Source organism: Streptomyces sp. NPDC003036, from assembly GCF_040611175.1.
Lineage (GTDB): Bacteria > Actinomycetota > Actinomycetes > Streptomycetales > Streptomycetaceae > Streptomyces.
Genome location: NZ_JBEXNO010000009.1, coordinates 66,031 through 89,911, shown reverse-complemented (window position 1 = coordinate 89,911; position 23,881 = coordinate 66,031). Strand labels below are relative to the sequence as shown.

General features: G+C 70.4%; 15 protein-coding genes, 3 pseudogenes and 1 CRISPR repeat array. Of the genes and pseudogenes, 9 read left to right on the top strand and 9 right to left on the bottom strand.

Annotated elements, in window-relative coordinates; translation table 11 throughout:
• Nucleotides 1-5 precede the first annotated feature (5 nt).
• Nucleotides 6-3,686, top strand: a complete 3,681-nt coding sequence (locus ABZX67_RS09125; protein ID WP_355356466.1) for a LysM peptidoglycan-binding domain-containing protein — start codon at nt 6-8, stop codon at nt 3,684-3,686.
• Nucleotides 3,687-5,140: 1,454 nt separating this feature from the next.
• Nucleotides 5,141-6,462: direct repeats of the CRISPR family, unit length 31 nt; unit sequence GCCCGCTGATTCCCGCGCGCACGGGCTGGAC.
• A 40-nt stretch (nt 6,463-6,502) separates the two neighbouring features.
• Here ABZX67_RS09125 and ABZX67_RS09120 read toward each other — a convergent pair.
• From ABZX67_RS09120 to ABZX67_RS09100, 5 genes and pseudogenes are all read right to left on the bottom strand, one after another.
• On the bottom strand, nt 6,503-7,309 hold the full coding sequence (locus ABZX67_RS09120) for a 3'-5' exonuclease (protein WP_355356464.1): 807 nt from the start codon (nt 7,307-7,309) through the stop codon (nt 6,503-6,505).
• A 65-nt stretch (nt 7,310-7,374) separates the two neighbouring features.
• Nucleotides 7,375-8,055: pseudogene (locus ABZX67_RS09115) on the bottom strand (type I-E CRISPR-associated protein Cas6/Cse3/CasE); the annotation flags it as partial.
• Entirely contained in the window at nt 8,052-8,906 is an 855-nt protein-coding gene (gene cas5e / locus ABZX67_RS09110; RefSeq protein ID WP_355356462.1) for a type I-E CRISPR-associated protein Cas5/CasD, read from the bottom strand. The pseudogene ABZX67_RS09115 and the gene cas5e, both read right to left, overlap by 4 nt.
• On the bottom strand, nt 8,903-10,324 hold the full coding sequence (locus tag ABZX67_RS09105) for a type I-E CRISPR-associated protein Cas7/Cse4/CasC (RefSeq protein ID WP_355356460.1): 1,422 nt from the start codon (nt 10,322-10,324) through the stop codon (nt 8,903-8,905). Before ABZX67_RS09105 ends, cas5e begins: the two co-directional genes overlap by 4 nt.
• 95 nt (nt 10,325-10,419) lie before the next feature.
• Entirely contained in the window at nt 10,420-12,576 is a 2,157-nt protein-coding gene (locus tag ABZX67_RS09100; RefSeq protein WP_355356458.1) for a type I-E CRISPR-associated protein Cse1/CasA, read from the bottom strand.
• A gap of 79 nt (nt 12,577-12,655) precedes the next feature.
• Here ABZX67_RS09100 and cas3 point away from each other — a divergent pair, with 79 nt between their 5' ends.
• Nucleotides 12,656-15,559 (top strand): CRISPR-associated helicase Cas3', encoded by a 2,904-nt coding sequence (cas3, locus tag ABZX67_RS09095; protein WP_355356456.1) that lies wholly within the window; start codon nt 12,656-12,658, stop codon nt 15,557-15,559.
• Between the two features lie 449 nt (nt 15,560-16,008).
• The gene (locus ABZX67_RS09090; protein WP_355356454.1) at nt 16,009-16,287 is read left to right on the top strand and encodes a hypothetical protein; all 279 of its coding nucleotides are present in this window, start codon (nt 16,009-16,011) and stop codon (nt 16,285-16,287) included.
• Nucleotides 16,288-16,973: 686 nt separating this feature from the next.
• Here ABZX67_RS09090 and ABZX67_RS09085 read toward each other — a convergent pair.
• The 3 genes from ABZX67_RS09085 to ABZX67_RS09075 all read right to left on the bottom strand — a co-directional run bounded on the left by ABZX67_RS09085 (nt 16,974) and on the right by ABZX67_RS09075 (nt 18,648).
• Entirely contained in the window at nt 16,974-17,546 is a 573-nt protein-coding gene (locus tag ABZX67_RS09085; RefSeq protein ID WP_355356452.1) for an HD domain-containing protein, read from the bottom strand.
• Between the two features lie 14 nt (nt 17,547-17,560).
• On the bottom strand, nt 17,561-17,797 hold the full coding sequence (locus ABZX67_RS09080; RefSeq protein ID WP_355356450.1) for a hypothetical protein: 237 nt from the start codon (nt 17,795-17,797) through the stop codon (nt 17,561-17,563).
• A gap of 89 nt (nt 17,798-17,886) precedes the next feature.
• Nucleotides 17,887-18,648, bottom strand: coding sequence for a hypothetical protein (locus ABZX67_RS09075; protein ID WP_355356448.1), 762 nt, complete (start codon nt 18,646-18,648; stop codon nt 17,887-17,889).
• A 151-nt stretch (nt 18,649-18,799) separates the two neighbouring features.
• Between ABZX67_RS09075 and ABZX67_RS09070 the strand changes: the two genes are divergently transcribed.
• From ABZX67_RS09070 to ABZX67_RS09060, 3 genes and pseudogenes are all read left to right on the top strand, one after another.
• Complete coding sequence (locus tag ABZX67_RS09070) at nt 18,800-19,216, top strand: restriction endonuclease (RefSeq protein WP_355356446.1); 417 nt, start codon at nt 18,800-18,802, stop codon at nt 19,214-19,216.
• A gap of 335 nt (nt 19,217-19,551) precedes the next feature.
• A pseudogene (locus tag ABZX67_RS09065) lies at nt 19,552-19,881 on the top strand (arsenic resistance protein); the annotation flags it as partial.
• Nucleotides 19,882-19,982: 101 nt separating this feature from the next.
• Nucleotides 19,983-20,203, top strand: a pseudogene (locus ABZX67_RS09060) (S24 family peptidase); the annotation flags it as partial.
• A gap of 324 nt (nt 20,204-20,527) precedes the next feature.
• Here ABZX67_RS09060 and ABZX67_RS09055 read toward each other — a convergent pair.
• The gene (locus tag ABZX67_RS09055) at nt 20,528-20,890 is read right to left on the bottom strand and encodes a hypothetical protein (RefSeq protein ID WP_355356444.1); all 363 of its coding nucleotides are present in this window, start codon (nt 20,888-20,890) and stop codon (nt 20,528-20,530) included.
• Nucleotides 20,891-21,140: 250 nt separating this feature from the next.
• On the opposite strand from ABZX67_RS09055, the gene ABZX67_RS09050 reads away from it, so the two are divergent.
• From ABZX67_RS09050 to ABZX67_RS09040, 3 genes are all read left to right on the top strand, one after another.
• Complete coding sequence (locus tag ABZX67_RS09050) at nt 21,141-21,425, top strand: hypothetical protein (RefSeq protein WP_355356442.1); 285 nt, start codon at nt 21,141-21,143, stop codon at nt 21,423-21,425.
• Between the two features lie 462 nt (nt 21,426-21,887).
• Nucleotides 21,888-22,226: a hypothetical protein gene (locus ABZX67_RS09045; RefSeq protein ID WP_355356440.1), complete on the top strand. Its 339-nt coding sequence runs from the start codon at nt 21,888-21,890 to the stop codon at nt 22,224-22,226.
• Between the two features lie 63 nt (nt 22,227-22,289).
• Nucleotides 22,290-23,180, top strand: coding sequence for a DNA polymerase III subunit beta (locus tag ABZX67_RS09040; RefSeq protein ID WP_355356438.1), 891 nt, complete (start codon nt 22,290-22,292; stop codon nt 23,178-23,180).
• Nucleotides 23,181-23,881: the final 701 nt, after the last annotated feature.

The following is a 23,881-nucleotide window of genomic DNA, read 5'->3' as shown; positions in this document are numbered from 1 at the left end:
CCGACATGGCCCAACGCACCCCCGCCCCGCTGCGCGCCGTCGGTGCCCTGCTCCGGGCCCTGCTCGGCCTCGCCATCCTGGCCGCCCTGGTCGCCGGCGTGCCCTTGCTGCTCCTCGCCGTGGGTCACCAGCCGACCGAACTGGCCGGCAGCATCAACCTCATGGAGCAGGACGACGGCAGCCTGTTCCTGGTCGTGCTCACCTGCATTGGCTGGGTCGGCTGGGCAGCCTTCGCTTTCTCCGTCCTGGTCGAGATCATCGCTCTGCTGCGCCGGCGCTCCGCACCCAGGATCAAGGGGCTGCGCAGCTTGCAGTCCCTTGCCAGCTTCCTTATCGGCGGCATCGTGCTGCTCGCCCCCACCGCCGCGTCCGCTGCTACGACGGGACCGGCCATCGCCGCGACCACGGTGCACACCGTGGGGCAAAGCGGCACACCGAGCGCCCAGGCGTCCGCCACGGCTGACGAAGCTGACTGGCCCAAGCACACCGTCGTCTCCGCCACCGAGCTGCCGTGGGACCTGGCGGAGAAGTACCTCGGGGACGGCAAGCGCTGGAAGGACATCGCCGCGCTGAACCCGGAGATCCCGCAGCTCGCGGGAGGCGACCAGTACCTGCCCAAGGGCGCCGTCATCAAGCTGCCAGCCGATGCCCGGCCCGTCGCCCCGGCAACCAGCCCTACCCCGGCGGCGAGCAAGAGCCCGCAGACCAAGGCCTCAGAGCAGCAGGCCGCCGGGCAGCAGCACAGGCCGGGCCAGGCCCAGGCCAACGCCGAAAGCGGCCCCGTCACAGCCGAGGATGCGGTGAAGCGGGCGGACAGCGTCACGGTCCGCGCGGGCGACAGCCTCTGGACGATCGCCGACGAGCACGGCGACCCGGAGGACTGGCTGGCCATCTACGAGGCGAACAAGGGCGAGCCCCTCCCCGGGGGCGGTACGTTCGACAACCCCAACCTGATCATCCCTGGTCAGGTGCTGGACCTGCCCCAGGCCGACGCTGACGAGCGGCCCGCAGATCCGGACACGGCAGACCCCACGACGCCGGAAAGGGCCGAGGAACAGCAGGGCGAGAAGACGCCGGCGCCTGAGAAGACGCCCGACAAGGACACGGAGGCCGGCAAGCCGACTCCGCCGGCCGCGACCCCTGCTCCCTCCCGTACGGCCCAGCCGACCCCCAACAGCAGCGCAGCTCCCACACCCAGCGAAGACTCCAGCCGCTCTTCGGCACCCGCCGCTCAGCCCAGCAGCGACACCGCCCTCGCACCGGCAACCGTATGGGCCGGCGCCGGCGCCCTCGCGGCCGCGCTGGTCGGCACCCTGGCCACCCGCCGGATCCTCCAGCAGCGCCGTCGGCGCCCCGGCCGGCGCATCCCCATGCCGCAGGGCCGGGCGGCCGCGACGGAGCAGGGCCTGCGCGCAGCGCAGCACCCCACCGGCTTCGAGCTGCTGAGCACCGCGCTGCGCTCCCTCGCCCTCAACCTCGCCGCCGCAGACCGCGAACTGCCTGTGCTCGAGGCGGTCGTGCTGCACGAAGCCAAGGTCGATCTGCACCTGGCCGAAGACACCGCACCCATGAAGCCCTTCACACAGGCCGCTGGCCGCAAGGACCTGTGGGTCTGCTCCGCATCCAGCCCGGACCTGGCCGACGAAGAGCAGCTGAAGAACGCGGATGCCCCGTACCCGGCGCTGGTCTCGATCGGCTGGGACGCCGCCGGCCACCTGGTCCTCGTCGACCTCGAGCACGTCGGCATCCTGAACCTGGCCGGCGACGACACCTACGCCCGCCAGGTTCTCCAGGCCATCGCGGTCGAGCTGGCCAGTACCCCGCTGCCCGGCCACCTCGAAGTCACCACCCTGGCGGACACCGCGCCGGGCCTGGACGCTGCTGCCCCCGAGCGCGTCGCCCGCATCGACGACCTCGCCGACGCTGCGGCAGACCTGGTCAGCCACACAGCCGACCAGCGCCGCGCCCTGGCCGCCGTCGGCGCGGGCACTCTGTGCGCCGCCCGCCTCATGGACGACGCCGCCGGCGCCTGGACCCCGCACATCCTGCTTGCCACAACCCTGCCCGACGGCGCTGCCCGCACCGCCCTCTTCGACGCCCTCACCGCAGAGCCCCGCGCGGCAGGCGCCGTCATCACCTCCGGCGCCCCGGAGGAGCTGCCCGCGGCCGCGTGGACGCTCGAATGCCAGGGCCCCGACCACACGATTGCCCTGCCCGGCTCCAAGCTTCCGGTCAAGCTGCAAGGCCTCAGCGACGAGCACTTCACCGACGCCATCGAGCTGCTCACCCTCGCCGCCAGCGGCACCGACGTCCCGGCCCCCGACTGGATCCACGCTGACGCGGACGACCAGGGCGAGCCTGTACACGCCGACGACGCCGACGACGCCGACGACGATGCCGTCGCGGACGGAGAAGCACCCGAGGAACCGGCCACGGCAGCAGCCGCAGACACCGTGGACGAGGACGGCCTGCCCGCGGAGTACGCGGAGCTCGAGATGGACGCGGTCGCCGAGGTCGACGGCCCGACAGCTGGCAGTCAGGACATCGAAGACGCTCAGGATGGAGTCGACCCCGCTCCGTCGACGGCCCCCGCCAACTCGGAGGCCGAGAACGCGCCACAGGCTGCACCCGCCGGCCCCACGCTGGCCGACGTTCTGGCCGCAGGCGACGAAGACGACACAGCAGCTGCCAAGACGGCACCCACCGCCACGAAGGGTGGCGACTCCGAGCCGCCCGCCGAACCGACAGACGTTGCGCTGGCCCTGACCACGCCCTGCGCCACGCCCGCCGCGCCTGCCATCCACGTCACCATCCCGGCCCCTACACCCGCCGCCGACACCGACAACTCAGCAGCCGCCGGCTCCTCGCCTGCAACAGCGAACACGAGCGCCACCGAGCCGCCCGCGCCGGTAGCCGAAGCACCTAAAGGCCCGGCCGTCCTGCTGCTCGGTCCGATCACCATCGAGGGCGCCGGCGGCCGCATCGACTCCAACCGCCTCACCGTCGGCACCGAGCTGGTCGCCTTCCTCGCACTCAACCCAGGCGTCGACCGCCACGCCATCGACGACGCCCTGTGGCCCGGAGGCCTCGTCAAGAAGCAGATGCGCAACTCCGTGATCAGCCGGACCCGCTCCTGGCTCGGCAAGGACGCCGACGGCAACGCCCACCTGCCGCGCGTCCACGACACCGGCGACAGCCGCTACCGCCTCGGCCCCGGCGTCACGTGCGACTGGACCCGCTTCCAGCGCCTTGCCCGCACCGGCCTGGCCCGCCACGACGAAGACGGCGACCTCGCCCTGCGCCGCGCGCTCGCCCTCGTCCGCGGCCGCCCCTTCACCGGCATCGACCCCCAGCGCTACGCCTGGGCCGAGCCGATCATCCAGGAGATGGTCTCCGCGATCGTGGACGTCGCGTACGAGCTGTCCACACGCCGCAGGGAAGCCAATGACATCCCCGGCGCCCTGTGGGCGGCCAAGCGCGGCCTACTCGCCGCCGAGGAAAGCGAGCTGCTGCACCGCCAGGTATTCCTCGCCCACCATGCCGCCGGCGACATCGACGCCCTCCGCGAAGCCGCCGCCCGACTCGCCCGCATCAACGAACAGCTGCTGGGCGGCGTCGACATGGAAGCCGAGACCGCAGAACTACTCAGGAACCTGCTGCCCCGCCCGGTTACCCGAGCCCGCTAACAGCGGCCAGCTACTGCCAGCCGCCGGTGCTCGCGGTCGCCGTCCGGACACCGGTCCCGCGCGTGCGGGCGGAGGCGTCGGATCGGGTCTTCTTTACGCCGTAAAGCCCAGCCGCGCCGCTGGCTCCCGCGCACACGGGCTGTACCGCCGCATCACCGACGAGAGCGGTCGACACATCCGCTGATTCCCACGCGTGCGGGGCTGGACTGTCCGGTGGTGAGGATCGAGTACATCGCGCACCGCTGATTCCCGCGCGTACGGGCTCAACGACTGGGGCGGGGTGGCCCGTGGCTGGGGCTACCGCTGATTCCCACGCCTACGGGCCGGACTTGCGGGCGTCCTCGAAGAGCTTGGCCCTGGCTCGCTGATTCCTGCGCGTACGGGCTCGGTCGGCCCTGGGCCACGATCACGTCCTCCGGGTCGCGCTGATTCCCGCTGTACGGGCTGGACACCTCCTGCGGGAGCGTGATTGCGGTCTTCGCGCGCTGATTCCCGTGCGTACGGGCTGACAGCAGGATCGCCGCCAGTCCGCCGCCTATCCACCGCTGATTCCCGCGCGTACGGGTGCACACGTCGCTGCGGAGGCGAGCTCGACGTGCTCCCGCTGATTCCCGCACGTAGGGGCTGGACCTCGGCTGCGGCGTCAACGACGTCTGGCGCCGCGGATGATGCCCGCGCGTACGGGCTGGAGGGTCGGCACGTGAACGTGACCATCATCGGCGTCCGCTGATTCCCGCTCGTAGGGGCTGGACTTGTCCACGTGCTCGTCCGCCCCCTGGAGCGCCCGCTGATTCCCGTGCGTACGGGTTGGACATCATGCCCGAGTGGGTCGGCTGGGCGAAGTACCGCTGATTCCCGCGTCTACGGGTCGGACGTGTGCATCACCACGTCCAGCGACAGCGCCGCCCGCTGATTCCCGCGTCTACGGGTGGGACCGATTGGCCCCGCCCTTATCGGAAGCGGGGGCCCGCTAATTCCCGCACGTACGGGCCGGACGTTACCGGCTCCCGCCGGTGGGTCTTGGCCTCCCGTTGATTCCCACGCGTGCAGGCTGGACGGCGGCCCCACCCTCCGCGCATACCCCTGCCGCCGCTGATTCCCGCTGTGCGGGCTGGAAGACGTGGTGCGCGAACCTCGTCCCACAAGGTCCGCCTATTCCCGCGTGCACGGGCTCGACTACGCCGCGAAGTTAGGGGGCGTCGGCGGGTGCGGCTTATTCCCGAGCGTACGGGATGGACCTCACGCCTCTGCCCTGACAGGGCATTCGGATCCGCTGATTCCCGCGCGTATGGGCCGGCCGACAGCTTCCCCTCCGCCGGAATCCGGGGCGCCCGCCGATTCCCGCTCGCACGGGCTGGACTCGTGGTTCTTGTCCCGGCCAGCATTCGAGTCCCGCTAATTCCCGTTCATACGGGCTGACCCGCCGCTGTGGTACCAGCAGGCCCGCGACGACCGCGACTCCCGCGCGCACGGGCTGGACCGCATCGTGCTGATGCTGGACGAGGCCGCCCACCTGCGGCGCCCGCTGATTCCCGCGCGCACGGGCCGGACGCCTCGTCGATCCGGCGCTTGTCGTACGCGGCCCGCTGATTCCCGCGCGCACGGGCTGGACGCCAGGCGGGCGGCGATCCGCATGCCCTTGCGCCGCTGATTCCCGCGCGCACGGGCTGGACGTAGGACGGTCTCACGGGTTCCACGAGCGTTCCCGCTGATTCCCGCGTGCACGGGCTGGACCAGTACACCCCCTACTGCACCAACCCCGCATTCCGCTGATTCCCGCGCGTACGGGTCGGACACGCTCCGTCAGCTTCTGGCATATTCACACGGCCGCTGATTCCCGCGCGCACGGGCCGGACGCCTCGTCGATCGGGCGCTTGTCGTACGCGGCCCGCTGATTCCCGGCGCACGGGCCACACCAGGCGGGCGGCGATCCGCATGCCCTTGCGCCGCTGATTCCCGCGCGTACGGGCTGGACCCCCCTTTCCCGCCGGGCTCGGTATGCCATGACGGCTGATTCCCGCGTACGGGCAGGACGCGGTGACCGTGATTGTCGCGGGTGGAGGTGCCGGCTGATTCCCGCTCGTACGGCTGGACCCGGCGATGCGGACGCGTTCCGACTCCAGGCCCCGCTGATTCCCGCGCGTACGGGCTGGACACGGCGCCCTCCTCGTCGATGTACGTGGCCTCCGGGTGATTCCCGCGCGTACGGGGCGGACGTCGGGGAGCTGGGCTTGGTCGTCCCTGACGGCCGCTGATTCCCGCGCGCACGGGCTGGACGCCTCGTCGCTGAGGTGCTCCTCCAGCGCGAACCGCTGATCCCCACGCGCACGGGCTGGACGGCTGGTATTACAAGCTGGAGAAGCTGGCCCACCGCTGATTCCCGCACGCACGGGGCACGTACGGGCTGGACACTGTCTAACTCACTGACGTTGACCCTGGCCGCCGCTGATTCCCGCACGCACGGGCTGGACGTGGGCGTCGCCCTCGGCGGGCGCGTCGGTTCCCGCTGATTCCCGCGCGCACGGGCTGGACCTCCTCGCCGTCGACGTCGTACAGCCGCAGGCCCGCTGATTCCCGCGCGCACGGGCTGGACGGAGGGCTTCGGAACCCCACCGCTCGTGACGGCCGCTGATTCCCGCGCGCACGGGCTGGACGGCGGCGGCGTCCATCGGCCCGTGGAGCCAGCCCGCTGATTCCCGCGCGCACGGGCTGGACTCACCCGGCCGCGCCCGGAGCTCGCGCAGCGCCCGCTGATTCCCGCGCGCACGGGCTGGACCTTCTGCGAGCTGCGGTCTTATCGGGGCTTTGCCATGCATTTACCCTCGCCCAAGGTCGGTGAGGCGTTGGAGCAGGGCTCGACATTTTACTGAGGCTTCGTGGGAGCCGTGGAGCTTCTGGCGGCGGTATGTCTGGTGTTTGGCGGACCATAGGCCGGCCCAATGGGCGATTGGTGTCATGGCGTCGTGCCAGCTCGTGGCTTGTAGCGATGGCCGGGCTGGCCGGGGGGGCGTGCGGTGCCGGGCGAGTTCTCCACGCAGGACGTGTTGGACGAAGGAGAGGTTGTAGGCGATGCAGTGACGGCTGCGCAGTGTGTCGGTGAGGTAGGGGAGCACGTCGCTGAAAGTGGGGGCGTTGCGGGTGGTGTGGTGGGTGTGGTGGTGGAGTCGGGTGGCTTCGGGGTCGATGGGGTGGTTGGGGTTGAGCAGTTCGTTGAAGAGGACGCCGTCCAGGTTGGTGACGGCGATTTGAAGGGCGCGGGGATGGCGCAGGCCAGTGGTTTGGATGTTGATGACGCACATGTTGTCGGCGTTGAGGAGGCGGTGGGCCCAGTCGGCGGCTCGGGCGCGGGTGTGTGGCCAGGTGGGCGGGCGGCGCAGGGCGCGGATGGCGTCGTTGAGGTGGTGGTGGTGTTCGCGGGCGTGTTGGACGTACCAGCCGATGCTGGGGTGGTGGTGGAGGGTTCCGAGGTAGTGCTGGTGCTGGTAGACGGCCCAGGTGGGGAGGTCGGTGTCGGCTGGGCGGACGCAGTGGACGGGGACGGTGTCGATGTTGCGGGTGAAGAGGTGTGGGAGGTGTTGTGGGTGGTCTTCCGGGGGCGGGGTGGGGTGGGTGTAGGAGTGCATGGGCGCTGGTCCGTACGGGGTGTGCGCGGAGCTGGGTGTGGCCGGGCGGGGGCGGGCTGGGTGAGGAGGAGCCCGCAGCCGTAGGCGCGGTTGCGGCCGAGGCCTTCGGTGAGGACTCGGGCGAAGCCGGCGGGGTCGGTGATGGTGAGCCGGCCCTGGATTTGGGATCGGGCGATGGTGATGGGCCGGCCGGGCTTGCGCGCGGTGAGCGTGGGCAGGGTGCGCGCCTGGAGGTCCTCGGGGCGGGCTGCGGCCCCGATGAGTGGGTGACGGTCGTAGGCGACGTGAGGGTCGGGCTGGAGTCGGTGGGTGAGCCAGGCCAGGGCTGCGGCTGGGGATGCATCGGTGGGTCCCTCGCGGGTGTAGCGGCCGCGGTGGAACCGGTAGACGGAGGGGGTGATGGTGGTGCGGAACAGGTAGTCCTGTCCGGCGGCGAGCGCCAGGTCGACGATGCGGCTCTGAGGCACGCCGATGACCATCTCGGGTGGCAGCGCGCTTGTCTCGGCGGGCACGAGGGACTGGACGATGACGACCATGGTGCGCCGCTCGAGGTCGACGGCGCTGGAGTGGAGGATGCCCATGCGGGCGCGCGGATGCTCCTCGCCGTCGGGTACCCAGTGGCGGAACATGCTCATCACGAGGCGGTGCAGCTCCTGGGCATCGGCCAGGACTCCGGCGGTGCGGGGGTGGTTCAGATCGAGCTCGACGAAGGTGTGATGGACGACGACGCGGGCGGTCGGGGTCACGGCAGCTCCGGAGGGGTGAGGGACAGCCGCTGCTCCCACCGCACCGCGCGGGCACGGTTGTGGGTGGCGTAGCTGACGGGCTGGTCGTTGGTGGCCGTGGCACCGGGTGTATGGGGGGCTACCTCGACCCAGGCCGGCGTGGGACCGGGGCTGGAGCGGGGGAGGAGAGGGGTGGATGCGAGGGTCTGTTCGAGGGTGCCGGGGCGCAGGCCGTGGAACGGGGGTTGGGTGGGGGCGCAGTGCTTGCGGCCGAGCCACAGCAGACGGCGGGGGTTGTCCAAGCGGTGGGCGAGACGGCGCAGGAGTGCCTTGTCGGTGGACTCGACGGCGGCGAGGAAGGCTGCGTCGGCCAGGTACCAGCGGCGGGAGATCTGCGGGTGCCGGCGGTTGTTGGTGGCGTGGAGGGTGTGGGTGTCGCGGTGGGGAGCGATGTTTTTCGGCGCGCTGTACCAGTCGGCCAGGTGAGGGGTGGTGATGCGTCCGAAGGCGGGGCCTTGGGCGGTGGCGAGTTGGGTGGCGGCGCGGTCCGCGCGGGCGGGGTCGGTGATCACGTCGCGGGGCCGAAGGGGGTAGGGGCCTCCGCCGCTGGTCTGGAAGTCGCAGGTGAGGTGTCCGGGACGGTCGGCACGCACCCCGAAGCGCAGTGAGGCGAGGTCGGCCAGGGGCAGGAAGTCGGCCCCATGTTCGCGGTGCTCGTCGCGGTCGTGGCCGTCGGCAGCGGCCAGGAGGCCGATGACGCCGCTTTTGGTGGGGCGGGTGAGGGTGTCGCGGTCGTTGTAGGGGGAGCGGTTGCCCCAGGACTGGCGGAAGGCTTCCAGGCGGATGAGCAGGGTGTGGGGTGCTGGGCTCATGCGGGCTGTCCAGCGGTCAGCGGGCTGAGTTCGCCCGGGTGGTGCACTTCGGTCGGGCCGAGGCGGCCGGCCAGGCGGTGCTCGTCGAGGAGCTCGCTGACGGCGATGTCGTAGGTGAGGATGGTGCCAGGGGCCAGGCCGCGCTTCTTGGTGATCATGGCGTGGTGCTGGAGCAGCCGCTGGACGGCCTGGATGCTCGGAGTGCCGTTCTCGGGGCGGATGGCCTCCTCGTACACGGCGGCGTAGTTGTACGGGCGGGGTGCTTCGTGTGCCAGGACGAGCTTGGGCAAGGTGCCGGGCGCTGCGGTGGTGTTCTTCTTCGCGCTGGGTACGGCGTTGACGAAGGCGTCGAGGAGGGCGCGTTCAGCGTCGCGGGCGGCCCGTTCGACCTCCTCTGCCGCCATGCCGCCGTTGGCGAGGTTGCGCCGCAGCTGGATCCGGTCCAGGACGCTGTGGGCGTAGAAGGTGCCGTTGAAGAAGCTCTGGTAGCCGGTCATGCCAGCGCCGCGGTCGTCAGCGACGGGAGCGACGCTGGCTGGTTCCGCGTCGAAGGGGTCGGCGGACTTCATGGCTGCGAGCGCGTTGGTGAAGTCACGTCCTTGACGCTGGCGGATGATCTTGAAGTCGTCCGCGGCGCTGAAGAAGTCCCGCACGATGGCCGCGCGGTCCACGGAGAAGGACGTGATGGTCTGGATGGCGCCATCGACGTTGCCTGCGTCGGCGACCTCGGCCATGAAGCGCCCGTAGAGGGCGATGTCGATGGCGTCGGCAGGAGCCAGCCCGGTGACCAACTCCCTTTTGATCTTACCGGGCAGCGGTGGCACCTTGCCCGGTTCTGCCTGGGAATCCGGCTCCTCCGCAGGGGTTTCGATCTCGCGAACCTCTTCCGCCGCGCGCCCCTTGCGGCCCTTGCTCTTGCCCGCTTCCTTCTCCGCAGACTCGATACGTGCGACCGCCGCCATCCACTCCGTGAGTTCCTTGCGGTACTTGTGGATGATCTTCGCCAGGGTGATGCCGGTCGTCTCGGGCGCGAACACCATGACCTTGGTCAGGTAGGCGGTGCTCGGAGTGGAACCGAACTTCAGTCCGGTACCGCGCAGTACTGTCCGGGCAGTTTCGAGCGCCTCGGGCTTGCTCCATGCGTGCTGAGACTCCAGTGCTTCAGCGATGCGCAGCGCCCACTCCCTGGTGCGAACGCCCCAGGCGTGTGAGGCGAGAGGGCCGGTGCCCAGGTTGGCCGCGTCACGCATGTGCATCCGGTCGGCGCGCCGTTGCGTCTGCGCTGGGAGGATCGTCCGCAGCTCGTCCCCGTAGAAGGAGGTCTTGGGTTCGCCTGCGTCGTCGCGCACGAGCAGCACGTGGCTGAAGGTGGTCAGAGAGTGCAGGCTGAGGAACTGCTTCGTCGGATCGATGGTCACGGGGTTCTCCTGGTGTCGGTGGCGTGTGGCCTGATGGGATCGAAGCGGCGGCTTGCCGGTCGGTCGCGGGTGCGGCGCAGCCGGCCCGCTTGTCGCTATCGGGTTGCGGCGGCGGTCTGGCGGCGGGCCTGGACACCGGGGGTGTAGAAGCTCGCCCCCCACCGGTCGCGCACGACGTCCCCCGTGCCCCATGCGGCCAGGTCGTCGGCGAGAGTGGCCCAGTGGGGCGGAACCGCACGGGTCGCGCGGAGCCGGTCGATGGCCTGGAAGAGGTAGGTCGGCTCGACCTTGTGCAGGGGCGAGGAGGCTACGAGCAGGCGAAACAGCCGCTGCACGCCCGGATCGCGGGCGCCCTGTGACCGGCTGCTCCCGATCCGCCGGCACGCCGCACCTAGGTCGCCCGACCCGAAGATGCGTACGCGGTCTAGGGTGGGGATGCCCCGGTGATAGCGGGCGAACAGCTTGGCGGTCAGCAGGTAGCCGCCCTCGTGCTTTTGGGCGGGAGCGAACTGTCGAGCCTGGCTTCGGGCTTCAGCTTCGAAGTGGTGGCCGGGGACGGTAAGGCCTTTGAGCAGGTCGTGGTTGCGGGACTCGACCAGGCTGGCGAGCCACCCGGCCAGCGCGCGGGCCGGTGAGGACGCCGCGGTGGGGGAGCCTGCGGCGGGGGGCATGGTGGCCTCCAAGAACTCAGACGGAAACATGCGCGGGTTGGTCAGGGCCATCTCGAGGCGGGCCAGAGCCCGCAGCCGGGCTTCCGGCCCGCTGCCTGACGGAGGTAGGCAGCGAAGGGACTCCTGGAGTGAGGTGCGGGTGGTCTGCGCGACCTGTACGGCGAACCGGGCCCGGGCCGCCTTCGCGTCCTGCCCGGACGCGACCTCCTCCAGCAGCCGCTGAAACGGCTCCTCGAAGCGTGCCCACAGCAGCGGCGCCGCCAGCAGCCGGGCCAGGATCCGCTTGCGCTCCTCGGGCCGGGCACGGGGGTAGCCGACATCCCGCGCCACGGCCGCGGCACCGGCTGCGGCTCGCTCGGCCTTCTCACACCAAGCCGCCCCGTCCGCCGCGGCGAGGTACAGCTCCTGCCGCAGCACCCCCACGAAGGGAAAGGTGTCGCTGACCCACCCCACGAAGCTGCTCTGCGACGTGAGCAGGGCGACCGACCAGATGTCCACCCGGCGCCCCAGAGCCTCCAGCCTGGAGAACAGGTCCGCTCCCTTGGCGTCCTCCGGCGCCGGCCCCACCCCCGCATACAGCGCGGACGAGCTGCGCCACAGCGCTTGGTCGGCCCGGGCCTGCTGGGGGCGGCCTTTCACGAGGACGCAGTCCTGCAGGAGGTCCGGAGGCAGCGGCTCCATCAGCTCCCCACCACCGACCAGCACCCGGTCCACCACGATCTCGCCGTCTGCACGGCGGACCGGATGCATCAGCACCGACCGCCCCAGCCAGCTGTGCAAGTCCGCCGGACCGGATACCGTCCGTGCCCGCGCCGCGGCTGGGCCGGTGAACACCCGCCGGTCCACACGGCCGTCCGTCCACGTGAAATTGAACTGTCCGGTCCGCGAGCGCGCGACGGGGACGATGTTCAGACGAAGCGTGTCCGCCAGGCTCCGCCCGAGCGCGAAGTTCCGCACGCGCAGCGCGTTGCGGCCCACCGCTCCGTAGGTGAACGCCCGCCCGAACCACTCGTTGCGGGCCATCATCCGGCCGCCGGTGTCATAGGCGTGCATGACCAGCATCGCGGCCAGCGCCTCGGCCGCAGTCGGCCGCCACTCATGGTGCAGGTGGACGTGCTCCGCCAGCTGGGCCCCGTCGCCGGCCCGTTCGATGTCGAGCTGTGCCGGCCCGTAGCCGTGCCGGGCCAGATGTGGTGCCAGATTGGCGTTCTGCCCGAACGGCCGCTCGGGGTGGAACAGGTCGAGCTGGCCGTCGTACTCGCTGCCGGCCAGCTTCTCGGCGACCTCGTCCAAGGGGTGGGAGTCCTCCACCCACTCCTGTGCCTCCGTCTCGGTGCGGGGATGGACTCCGGTCGCGTACATCAGGCCGAGCAGCAGGTCGTGCAGGGCAACACAGACGCCGGGGCTGATGTGCGCCAGCGCGGAGATGCTCTCGGCCTGCCTGAAAACGCTCAGCAAGGACAGCATCTCAAGGTGTTTTTGCAGGTCAGGGCCGATTGTCAGTGCCGGGATGCAGACTCTATGCCGCAGATCGTACGTAATTGGCTCAGAGTAGATAGAAAGTCTCGAAATGGCAGGCATGGTGGTAAATCGCCCTTCACTGGGACTTGGGCCACAGCTTGAAGGCCCCACCGGACGGGAACTGGTGAACGACGCGCCGATGTCACCCGTGTGGATCGTGCTGTGGCTATGGGGCAAGACCGACCGCTACGGGATCAGCCGCCGGCGCGGCGGCCCGGCCTGGAACAGCCTTCTGGCGCACTGCCTGGACACAGCCGCCGCGTGCGGCGCCCTGTTCGACCACTACCTCGCCGCACCCGTCCGCGGCCGCTTCGCCGACGCCTTCGGCGCTGGACACGCCCCCACCGCACGCCGTGTGCTGATGCTGCTCGCCGCCCTCCACGACATGCCCGGCAAGGCGATCCCGGGCTTCCAACTCCTCTTCGCCCACGCCCACAGCCGCGACACCGAACTCGCCGCCGCCGGACGACGCTGGGCTGAGGACGCCACACGAGCTGGCGTGCCGCTCACCGGCCGCCATCGGCCCGCTCCACCGCACGCCCTCGTCACCGCCCGGTACCTCCCCGGCCTCCTGGGCTGCCTCTGTGCAAGGTGCACCGACCAGGACACCTCAGCCCGCCCTCACCGCAACCTGCACGACATCGCCGCCCTGCTCGGCGGCCACCACGGCGACATCCCCAGCTCAACGACCGCCGGGATCTGCGACTTCGACCCCGCTTGGGCGGCTGTCCACCGCGCCCTGTTCCACGAGCTCGCCCGCCTCCTGGAGGTCGACCTCACCTGCCTGCCCGACCTCATCCGTCCCGAACGGCCCTGCATCCTGCCGCTCTTCGCCGGCCTGGTCGTCCACAGCGACTGGACCGCCTCCAACGAGAACCTCTTCTCCTACCGCACCCCTCAGAACGCCGGCACCGACACACAAGCCTGGTGGCAGGCCAGCCAAGAGCAGGCCGCTGCCGCCATCACCACACTCCGCCTTACACGCTGGACCCCCCGCCCGATGACCTGGGCCGAACAGATGCCCAGCACCCCCCACCCTCGCCCCACCCAGCAAACCATCATCAACAACCCCCCGACCCGGCCCAGCCTCGTCATCATCGAAGACGCCACCGGCGCCGGAAAGACGGAGACCGCCGACTACCTCACCCACCGCCTCGCCCTCACCTGCGGCTACCACGGCTCCTACACCGCCCTGCCCCTACGCGCCGCCGGCGACCAGCTGGCCGAACGCAAAGCCGCCTACCTCACCAACATCCTCGGCGACCGCGAAAACGCCCACCTCGCCGTCGTCCACGGCAACGCCTTCGCCCACGGCACCACCGCCCACCTCCAAATCACCGACAGCACCGCCATCACCCCAACCAACATCACCTGCGAGGACCCCGACCTCCACAACAACGCCCCCGCCGTCATCCTCGACCAGTGGTACCTGCACCGCGGCCGCGGCCTGCTCTCCTGCTTCGGAGTCGGCACCATCGACCAGATCGTCCTCGCCTCCCAGCGCGGCAAGCACTGGTTCCTACGCCTCTACGGACTCGCCAACAAGACCGTCGTCATCGACGAAGCCCACGCCTACGCCCTCTACCAGCAGCGGCTCCTCGCCGCCGCCATCGCCTGGCTCGCCGACGCCGGCGCCAGCATCGTCGTGCTGTCCGCCACCCTCCCCGCAGCCCTGCGGCGCGACCTCATCAACGCCTGGTGCCGCGGACACAAAACCACCCCCACCACCTCCGACCCCACCGGCCCCATCACCGTCGTCGACGAAACAGGCCACTGCCGCACCCACACCCCACCCCGACAACGCCGCAGCCACTACCACACCCGCATCCGCCTCATGCCCGACCCCGGCCCACAAGCCCTGGCCCACCACATCCTCACCAATCACCCCAACGGCATCACCACCCTCATCCGCAACACCGTCACCCGAACCGAGGAACTCCACCGCGCCCTCCTGCACGCAGCCCCCCGACACGGCTGGCTACCCCACGAGATCAAGCTCCTGCACAGCCGCTACAACGAAGGCGACCGAGCCGACCACCAGCACACCATCGAAGAGCTCCTAGGCCCTCACCCCGAACCCGAGCTCCGAGCCACCCAGCCCAACCCCCAGCGCCCCAGCCGGCTCATCCTCGTCGGAACCCAAGTACTCGAACAGAGCCTCGACTACGACACCGACCACCTCTACACCGACCTCGCCCCGCTCGACCTCCTCCTCCAACGCCGCGGCCGCCAATGGCGCCACCTCATCAACCGCCCCACGAAAAGACACCTCGCCCCCCTCACCCACGTCCTGTGGACCCCCCGCCCCGACGGCCTGCCGCAACTCCCAGCCCCCGGCCCGCACACCGTCTACGACCCCTACATCCTCGCCGCCACCTGGCACGCCCTCACCGAACGCGCCCCCACCCACGCCCCCCTCACCCTCACCCACCCCCAGGACACCCAGGCGCTCATCGACGCCGTCTACAGCACCCCGCCCCCCACAGGAGACCAACCCGCCCACAGCCTCCTCGCCAAACTCCACCCCCACTGGCTTCGCCGACTCAAGCAGGAAGCCGACCAAGCCGAACAACGCGCACGCTGGCCCTACGACGAATACGGATCCCCAAGCGGCGTCTCCGAAATCGCCTCCGGCCCCATCCACGACACAATCGCCCGCTCACGCCTGGGCACACCCTCCGTCGAACTCGTCCTGCTCTACCAAAACCCCCACACCGGCCAGCTCACCTGGGACCACCAAGGCAAACGCCCCGCCGACCTTGCCCCGCACCACCCCTTCACCCACCCCGAAGCTCACCGACAGCAACGCCTCGCAATCCTCCTCAACACCGTTCAAGCCCCCGCCCACTGGTTCACCGCCCCCACATCCCCGTTCGACCTCACCACCATGACCATCCCCAGCCCCGGAGCCCTCACCGACCGCCCCGTCCTGCTCCTCCATCCCAACGGGCACCCGATCGACCGTCGTCTCGCACGTCTGAGCTACCACCGCCACAGCGGCCTGTCACTCCAGCCCGACCCCAACGTGCACGTACCCTCATAGCCCCGGACACCGGGAATCATCCGGGGGATTTACCACCGTGCTAAAAGCCTCCCCTCACGCCAGGGAACACCCAATCCGCGCCCACCCAAGAGCAGGCACGGCGACACCAGCGTGACTCAGAAGGGCGCCCCGTACGTGCGGGAAAACCGCTGAGGCGAGCGACGCCCTCGGCCGTGCCGGGCGGGTCGTGGCTGTTCCGTCGCCCGCCGTACGGCGCCGCTTCCGCCGCCTGTGCCGGGGGCTCCAGACCGCGCGGCGGCCGGCTGTCCTTTAGCGCCACCTGTCGCTCGGCCGTTCCGTACCAGGCCAGTCTGCCGCGCCCGCCGTACGAGCCTGCAGTTCGCCGCTCCCTACTGGGGTCCGGCCGTTGTTGCCGCTGCCGATCGTGCGGTCGCCGCCTCAACCATGCTCCGCGCTCACGGCCGCTTGTGCCGGGACCGTTCCACACCATGCACACCTACGCCCTGCCCGGCGGCCGCGCCTTGGTTCTCGCCGAAAACGACGTCGCCCGCGTCCGCGTCAACGACTACCGCTCCCGCCTCGACCCGAACCAGCCCGACGTTCTCAACAGCTACCGCGCCAAGGTCACCGCTATCACCGACGATCACCGCGTCCAGATCACCTGGCGGGCCAAGGCCCGTCCTTCCTCAGCGGCATCAGGAGGTGTCCGCGTGGATAGACCCGGAGGCGCCGATACCGGGCCCCTGCAGATGACTCCCCTCTCGTAGGAGTCGGGCAGGATGAGCCTCATGGATCAGGGGGTGGCGGCCGTCGTAGCGGCCGGAGTAGCGGGGACTGTGGCTGTGGCCGGCAGTTTCATCGGCGTGTGGGTCGGACGCCGACAGGTGCGCGATCAGGCGAAGGTTGAGCACGAGCAATGGCTTCGCGGGCAGCGGCAGGAAGCTTTCGTCGACTTCCTTGCGCTGTGGGACGAGGCGGTGGCGCAGCTCGGCGAACGGACTCTGAACGAGTACGAGATCGAGATCCTCGACCAAGAGGACGGCTGGGACACAGCGAACGAGGCCGTCGCGGAGCAGATGCATCGGGACCGGATTCCGGTGGCCCGGGCAGGCGAGCGAGTCGCCATGCTCGGCCCTCGGCCCGTAGCGCTTGCTGCTACCGCGATGATGGGAGCCCTCGAGGACCTGGCTGTGGGTATCGGGGCCCAGTACCTCTCTCCGGGGGAGGAGTCCGGAAGCGGTCGGTACGACACGTACTGGCAGGCGAAGGAAGTTTCGTCTGCCTGCCGTGAGGAGTTCGTGGCGGAGGCTTACCAAGCTGCTGCAGACGGCTCCCGACACGAAGCGGTCGTCGAGCACGTAGACCTGTTGGTCCTAACATTGCCAACTGGTGCTGAGCAGCAACGCAGAGGCCCCCAGCGCGTGCTGGGGGCCTCGGTCGTGGGAGGGGCGGGTCAGGGCAGGAAGTTCTTCTGCCACTCCAGCGAGTTCATGGTCAGCGCCGCCTCGGCGAGGGTCTTGGCTGATGGCGTCTTGAGACTGGCCAGGCTGGTGTCGATCCAGTTCTGCGTGAGGCTGTAGCCCTGCTCCCGGTACTCCACGGCCTGGACCAAGCACTCCAGCTTGTCGGCGTCACGGGCGACGACCGCCTCCGGGGTCTCGCCGGCCTCGTACTCGTCGACCGCGCCCTGGACACCCTGGCGGACGGCCGGGTGGGCGTTGGCGACCTGGTCGGCGGTCACCTCCTGGTTCGGGGCGGCCTTGATGTACTTCCGGCCGATGTGCGGGATGTCCCCGACCCGCGTCTCCTGGCTGTCGTGGAACAGGCACAGCAGCGCGACCCGGGCGGGGTCGACGCCTTCCATCATGGCGAGCACCGAGCCGATCACCCCGACCCGGAAGCTGTGCTCGGCGACGGACTCCGGGGCCTTGTTGCCGGTGAACCACCAGCCGGTCCGTGCGACGCGCTTGAGCACGCCCATCTCGGAGATGAAGCTCGCGGTGCCTCTGGTGGTGTCGTCGGCCATGCGGTCCTCCGTCGTCAGCGGTTGTGATCGAAAACGTAGTGGACGTGGCCCAACTCGCGCCGCGATCTTGCCGAGATGGCCGCCCCGTCCAGGAGCTGGGCGGTCCGCTCGCGCAGCGGCCCGGCGAGGGGGCCGGCCGCCTGCGACAGCCAGGGGAACGCGGTCAGCAGCGCCCACAGCGAGTGCGCGTACAGGTCGACATAGCCGGGCGCCAGGTGCAGTCCGCGGGCAAGGCCCCGCAGTAGGGTCACCGGATCCCACGCCGTTAGGTCCCGGTCGCGCATGAAGGCGTCGTCCGGCTGCGGTACCGGCAGCGCTCCGAGCCACAGCGCCCAGTAGTTCAGGTTCGCGGCCTCGGCGGTGTCGTCGTCGGCAAGGGCCGGTCGATGAAGTCCAGCAGCGGCTGCGGGTCGCCGAGCCGGGCGAGCGCGGTGGCGGTGGAGCGGGCCTCCGCCCAGTGCGGCGACCAGCCCCTGCGGGCCAGCAGGTCGCGCCGCCGGTGCAGCGTGTGCGCGGTCCACGCGGCCGCGTCCGGGCCGCGGTCGTACGAGGCCAGATACAGCGCCTGCCGGTGCAGCAGCGCTCCCGCCGTCCCCTGCGCCGCCGCCTGCTCGGTGGTCGCGCGGAGATGGTCGAAGGACACCGTCTGCTCGGCGGGCGCCAGCTGGGGCGCCACGGCGACCGGGCCGCGCCGGGGCCTGGGTAACCGCCCGGCGAGCGCGGGCGGCACGGCGCCGTTCAGCGCCCAGGCCAGCATGTGCGCGGTGTCCCGGGTGTGCACCCACACGGCCAGCGGGTGGGGCCCGCCGGTGTCACCGCCCAGCCCGGCGTCGATGATCCGGTCCGCGTCCATCGCCGCGTCCAGCCACTGCACCAGCGCCGCGTCCGCGCCCAGCGCGGGCAGCCGCCGGCGCAGATTCAGCAGCGCACCGGCCCGCATGTTCGCCAACGGCCGCCGCCCGGACTCCCAGCCCTGCAGCGTGTCCAGCTCCACGCCCAGCGCCTCCGCCAGGCCCGCCTGCGTCAGCGGGATGGACTCGCGGACCAGGCGCAGCACGAAGCCGGTGACGGCACCTGCTGATGTTCGTCGCGGCCTGCCCATACCGGCCTGCTCCCCGGTCGCCCTGCGCACCGAAACCCGTACTCACGGTAAGTCCTACCGCACTGAGCGTCCCCGTACGGTCGCCTTGCGGTCAACGTACGACGAAGGAGACCGCGCCCTCCGCGACCACGCCATTCAGCGAGGCCCCCCGATGACCAGCACACACACGGTCCTGTACGACCCCGAGGGACGCATCGAAGGCACGCTCCCCTTCGACCGCGCGACCCACCAGTGCCTGGCCAAGGCCGTGCTCGCGTGGACAGGCGACCCCGGCCTGCAGACGGCGGACTACCAGCAGCTCGCCCTGCTGCTGGCCGGAGCCGCCCGGGCGGTGGCCGGCGACGTCCGCCGCGCGGCCGCCCGGCTCCCCGAGGACCACCAGTCCCGGGCACTGGCCGACGTCGTCCTCGACGAGACCGACAGGTGCCTGTCCGCCGGTCTTGAGGGCACCGCGCCCTGCGTCCAGGACCGCGCCCGGCTCGTCCGTGCCCTGTACGAGCGGCTGGACCGGCTGACCGAGGTCGAGCAGCACGCCCCGCTCACGCCGGACCCCGCACCCGCGCCGTGACGACCAGCCACCGCCGCCGCGGTCGCGCCCTGCCCTGGTGGGCCTGTTGGCAGACCTGGCTCCTCGGCGGCACCCTCGCCGCCCTGGTCCTGGTGATCCTGCGGCCCCTGTAGACCCCGGCTGGGTCGGGGGCGGGACGTCACATCCCCCCGGCCCAGCCGGTCAGCACCACGCGGTGGGCGAAACGACTCGACCCGATCCGCCGTGAGTTCTCCTACGACGGACTCCAGATCACTGAGAGGCTGCGCATCACCGGTTCGGCGCTCCGCGTCCTGTGCCACGCCCGCAATCAGATGGAGCGTCTGAGATGGAGCGTCTGCCCTCCACTACCAGGGCCCGGTCTCAGGCCGGGGTTGGAACACGTGATCAAGCCGGTCCTGGCGCGTGTTGCTGTTCATCACCTGCCTCTTCCTCCAGATCCAGGCCCCGAGCTGGTCCGCTGCCTACGTGACGGCCGGTTCCTGTCCGCCGCGGTGGTGATGAACTTCATCGTGGTCCCGCTGGCGGTCGCCTCGATGTTTACCTCCCTGCTCGCCGACCAGGCGATCCGCCTTGGGGCCCTGTTGGTGCTGCCGTGTTCGTGCGTGGACTACGTCGTCGTCTTCTCCGGGCTCGCCAGCGGGTCCAGCCGCCGTCTGCTTGCCACGACTCCAGTGCTGCTGGTCGGTTGTAGCGAGCGAACCCACGTCAGGCTCTGCCCCGTAAAGGAAGAACCGCGACTGGTTCTAGGGAGGAGTCCTCCGAGACGCGGCGAACCGGTCGGTTTCAAGTCGTCGGCGACAGCATGATCGAGGCTGCCATCTGCGACGGCGGCATCGTCACCACCCGGTGCCAGGACCATCGCCGACCACGGCGACATCGTTGCCGCGCTCCTGGGCGGCAATCCACCGTCAAGCGCCTGCGCCGCGAGAACGGGCCGGGTGGCTGATGCCCCACAACGCGGCGTACGAGCCGACTCCGGGCGACGACGCAGCTATCCGCGGAAGGTGGTCACCGTCCTGCATCCTCTCTGAGGACCACGACAGAGCGGTCCGCCCGGTCGACGTGCGAAGGACTCCCGGGCGGACTCCGTTCCCCACACTGCCCTGCCGATAGCCGGGACACAGTGAACAGGGCCACAGCCTGGGCCGAACGAGGCAGCCCCCGATCGCTGCCGCCCGATACGCCGTTCCCGGCCCGAACACCTCGCCCGATGCAGACTCGGAGCCATCCAGCCGGGCGAAGAAGAGGATGCTCGTGCTCGACTGCGCCCTCATTCACGGTCGAATTTTTATAACCGCCGCGGGTCAGACGGCGGTGCAGCCCGACCCGTCAGCCCATGGCGCCGTTCTCGCGGGCTGGGTGCACAGTCTGTCGCAGCTCCCGCGGCCGGTCCCCGTCCATCGGCGCCGTCCGGCACATCGCCCCCGCAGCCGCGGCGCATCGCGGGCACGTTCGGCCGAGAGCTTCCCGATTGCGCTCCATGTCGTACGACGTCAGCGCCGCATGGGCACCCCGGAACCGCCGCGCCCGGGCAAGCGGCAGACACAGCTCGCCGACCGGCGCTCCGCACTGCCAGCACGGCCGTACATAGATCACATAGCTCTCACCAGTGACCGGCCCTTCGCCGGGCCCCAGATGGCCGACGACGTACAGCTGCCAGTCCGGCGGATCGGGGCCGTCCCAGTCGTTCATGATCCCAGCATGAAGTCCGGGCCACGGGCCTCCGAGACAATCCGCCGGCCGCTGAGGTGGCCGCTTCGCGGATACCCGGAGCCTACCCGCCCCTCGGTCATTGCTCGCCCGTCCTGTCACCGCCGCGAGTGACACATGCGCAGTACCTTCGTTGACCGAGTGCAGGGCGCGGCGCGGCCCTGCATGGTGGCTGGGGCGGGCCGCTGCCCGTGTCTCGTATGGGCAGCGCTGGCGGCCGTACGGTAGAGCCATGACGGACATGAGGCCCATCAGCGTGTTGCTGCCGGCCGACGTGGTGGAGGCGCTGGAGAAGCTGACTGACGACGTCCCGCAGTTTGTTGCGGAGATCGTGGCGGATCGCGTCCGGGCGGAAACCGACGCGCGCCGGGTGAGGCGTCGGCTGCTTCGGGAAGAGCTGGACCGCTATGAGGAAGAGCATGGCGCGTTCACCGAAGATGAGCTGGACGCTGCCCGTGCCCGTATCCATCAGGCACTCGCGGGCGATCCCTCCGGCACCGGTCCCTTCGGCCGCTGATCTGGACAGCACGGCCGAGTGCCGTCAAAACGCCGCGACGTCACTAGCGGGTGCGGCATCTTGCTGGGACGGGTGCGGGGCGCTGCGCGGCGGCCGGGGCGGGCCCGCCTCGCGGCCCTCGCCCCTTGCTGCGTGCCGGGCGCTCCGCTGCGCTGCGGCCCGGACCGAGCGCTGCGCGCTCTCACGTGCCACGGAGGCCGGTCGGCCGGTCGCTGAGGGCGCTGCGCGCCTCGCTCCCTTGCTCCGCACCCGCCTCCTTGCCCTCGGGACTGCGCGCCACGCGGCACCGCCGATGCCCGCCGCGTAGTGCCCCGCCCCATATGCCAGGCGCCAGCGGAGATTGATCCCAGAAACAGCCGTGAACCACCCCGCTTGTGACTCATAGATGGTATTGTTGTCTTGTTGGTCGGCGGTGGCAGCCGGTCAACGAACCGAAGGCATACCCCAACCCGAGGGAGAGCTATGTCCCATCCCGAAACTCAGGTCACCGCCGAGAAGACGGCTGAGAAGGACGAAAAGAAGCCCGTCAAGCCGACCGCGCACTTCGCCGGAATGCACGCGCAGATCACCGAGGCGCTGAACATCGCCGAATTCGGTGTACCGACCCAGGCTCAGCCACTCGCGCAGCGCGGCGTGCCTATCGAAACGAGCCGCAACCGGCTTACCCTCAGCACCTTCGATTTCTGGACCGCCGTGTCGGTCACGGTGCCCGTGGGCACGCCCGTCGCGAAGGGATATTCGCTGCTCGATTTCGCGGAGTTGAAAAAGGCACTCGCCGCAATGGTGGCGGGCGAAACCTAGACGGTTGCCGCCCGCACGCCCGTCTCCCTCGCGGGCGACCTGCTGACCGTCGAGCACATCACCGTGCCGATCACGACCCTCGACATCCACGAGTTCACACACCCACCGGAGGCGGTGCCTGCCATGGCCACCATGGACGCACAGACCTTCGTCACCCAGCTGAACCGCGTGCTGCCGACCGCAGGCCGCGACGAGACGCTCCCTGTGCTCACCGGCGTCCAGATCACCCTGGAGGGCGAGACGCTCACGATGGCGGCCACCGACCGCTACCGCTTCGCAGTGGCGGAAGTCCCCACCAGCGGCACGGTGCAGCCGCTGGACAAGCCCCTGACCACCCTCATCCCCGCCAGCATCCTCGCGCCCCTGGCCAAGCGCCTGAAGAAGTACGACGGTCCCGTGGGCATTGGCATTCTCGAGGACGGCGACGGCGTCATCGCCCGCGCCACCCTGTCAATCGGCGATACCACCATCACCACTCGCCCGCTGGACGGCAGCCTGCCGAAGTACAGCAGCCTCTTCCCGGCGCAGCGCGACGTGTCTGTACGCGTCGACCGCGCCACCGTCGTCCGGGCCGCGAAGAAGTGCCAGGCCCTCATCAAGGCCAAGGGCGAAAGCGGCATGCCCGTCAGCTTCGCGTGGGCCGACGACGGCACCCTCACCCTCGCCCCCCGTATCGGCACCGCCGAAGACCAGGCCCGTACCAAGGGCATGACCATCCCGCCCACCATCACGTACGGAAGCAGCGACACCCTGCGCGGAAACCTCCTCGCCCTCAACCCCGCCTTCCTGCTGGACGCGCTCGGCACGTTCATCAGCGAGACCATCACCCTGCACATTCGCGAGATGAAGGACGGACTCACCACCAAGCCGGTGCTGCTCACGGAAGGGCCCGACATGGTCGGTCAGGACTACCGTCACCTGCTGATGCCCCTCCGGCTCGACCTGAGCGAGTAGAAACGCAGGGGGCGGGACACCCATCCCGCCCCGCTACGTGGCTGTGCGGGGGGGGGGGGGGGCTTGTGGCGCGCCTCGCCGCCGTCGTCATGTCGTCGGCCATGCTGCCGTTGGCCGCCCCTAGCTGTCGGTCGTGCTGCTGTCCGTCAGCCGTCCTGCAGCCGAGGCTGTGCTGCCGGTGCGTGCCAGACTGCGGCGATGAGCGCTACACGCCGCCGGGCCCTGGGATCCGGCCCGGACGTCCCCGAAGCCGCTCCGCGTGATCCGCGGGCTCGTACGGCCGCTGAACGGGCCGCGGATGCGGAGTGGGTAGCCGAGCCACTCGCCCCGCCGGCCGCGCCGCGCGTCGGGCGGCGTCGGCTGGGGGCCGGCCCGGCCGATCCCGGGACGCCTCTGCCCCGGCACTCGACTCCATAGAGAAGGTTTGGGCACGCACCAGTTGCGCGGTGGGCAAGCCGTCCGCCGGGGAGGCTTACCCACCCCGCATCACATGATCTGCGTCACCTGTCCCAACGTGCAAGGCCGTTCGCCCCATAACCAAATCACATCACCTATCAGCACTCCGAGCCCCATTCAAGACTTCCTGACCCGCATCTGCGCAGGTCAAAGCCTTGAATGGGGCTCTTCGCGCTGGCCAAGGTGACCGTCCTGGGCGCGGCTTGCGCCGCTAGGGCTCGCATCCCGCACTGTCATCCCGCGCC

Coding starts and splice junctions, on each gene's coding strand:
- ABZX67_RS09075 (WP_355356448.1), bottom strand. CDS start 18,648: ATGGGCAGGCCGCGACGAACATCAGCAGGTGCCGTCACCGGCTTCGTG.
- ABZX67_RS09055 (WP_355356444.1), bottom strand. CDS start 20,890: ATGAACGACTGGGACGGCCCCGATCCGCCGGACTGGCAGCTGTACGTC.
- ABZX67_RS09100 (WP_355356458.1), bottom strand. CDS start 12,576: ATGCCTGCCATTTCGAGACTTTCTATCTACTCTGAGCCAATTACGTAC.
- ABZX67_RS09070 (WP_355356446.1), top strand. CDS start 18,800: ATGACCAGCACACACACGGTCCTGTACGACCCCGAGGGACGCATCGAA.
- ABZX67_RS09120 (WP_355356464.1), bottom strand. CDS start 7,309: ATGCACTCCTACACCCACCCCACCCCGCCCCCGGAAGACCACCCACAA.
- cas3 (WP_355356456.1), top strand. CDS start 12,656: ATGTCACCCGTGTGGATCGTGCTGTGGCTATGGGGCAAGACCGACCGC.
- cas5e (WP_355356462.1), bottom strand. CDS start 8,906: ATGAGCCCAGCACCCCACACCCTGCTCATCCGCCTGGAAGCCTTCCGC.
- ABZX67_RS09085 (WP_355356452.1), bottom strand. CDS start 17,546: ATGGCCGACGACACCACCAGAGGCACCGCGAGCTTCATCTCCGAGATG.
- ABZX67_RS09050 (WP_355356442.1), top strand. CDS start 21,141: ATGACGGACATGAGGCCCATCAGCGTGTTGCTGCCGGCCGACGTGGTG.
- ABZX67_RS09045 (WP_355356440.1), top strand. CDS start 21,888: ATGTCCCATCCCGAAACTCAGGTCACCGCCGAGAAGACGGCTGAGAAG.
- ABZX67_RS09125 (WP_355356466.1), top strand. CDS start 6: ATGGCCCAACGCACCCCCGCCCCGCTGCGCGCCGTCGGTGCCCTGCTC.
- ABZX67_RS09090 (WP_355356454.1), top strand. CDS start 16,009: ATGCACACCTACGCCCTGCCCGGCGGCCGCGCCTTGGTTCTCGCCGAA.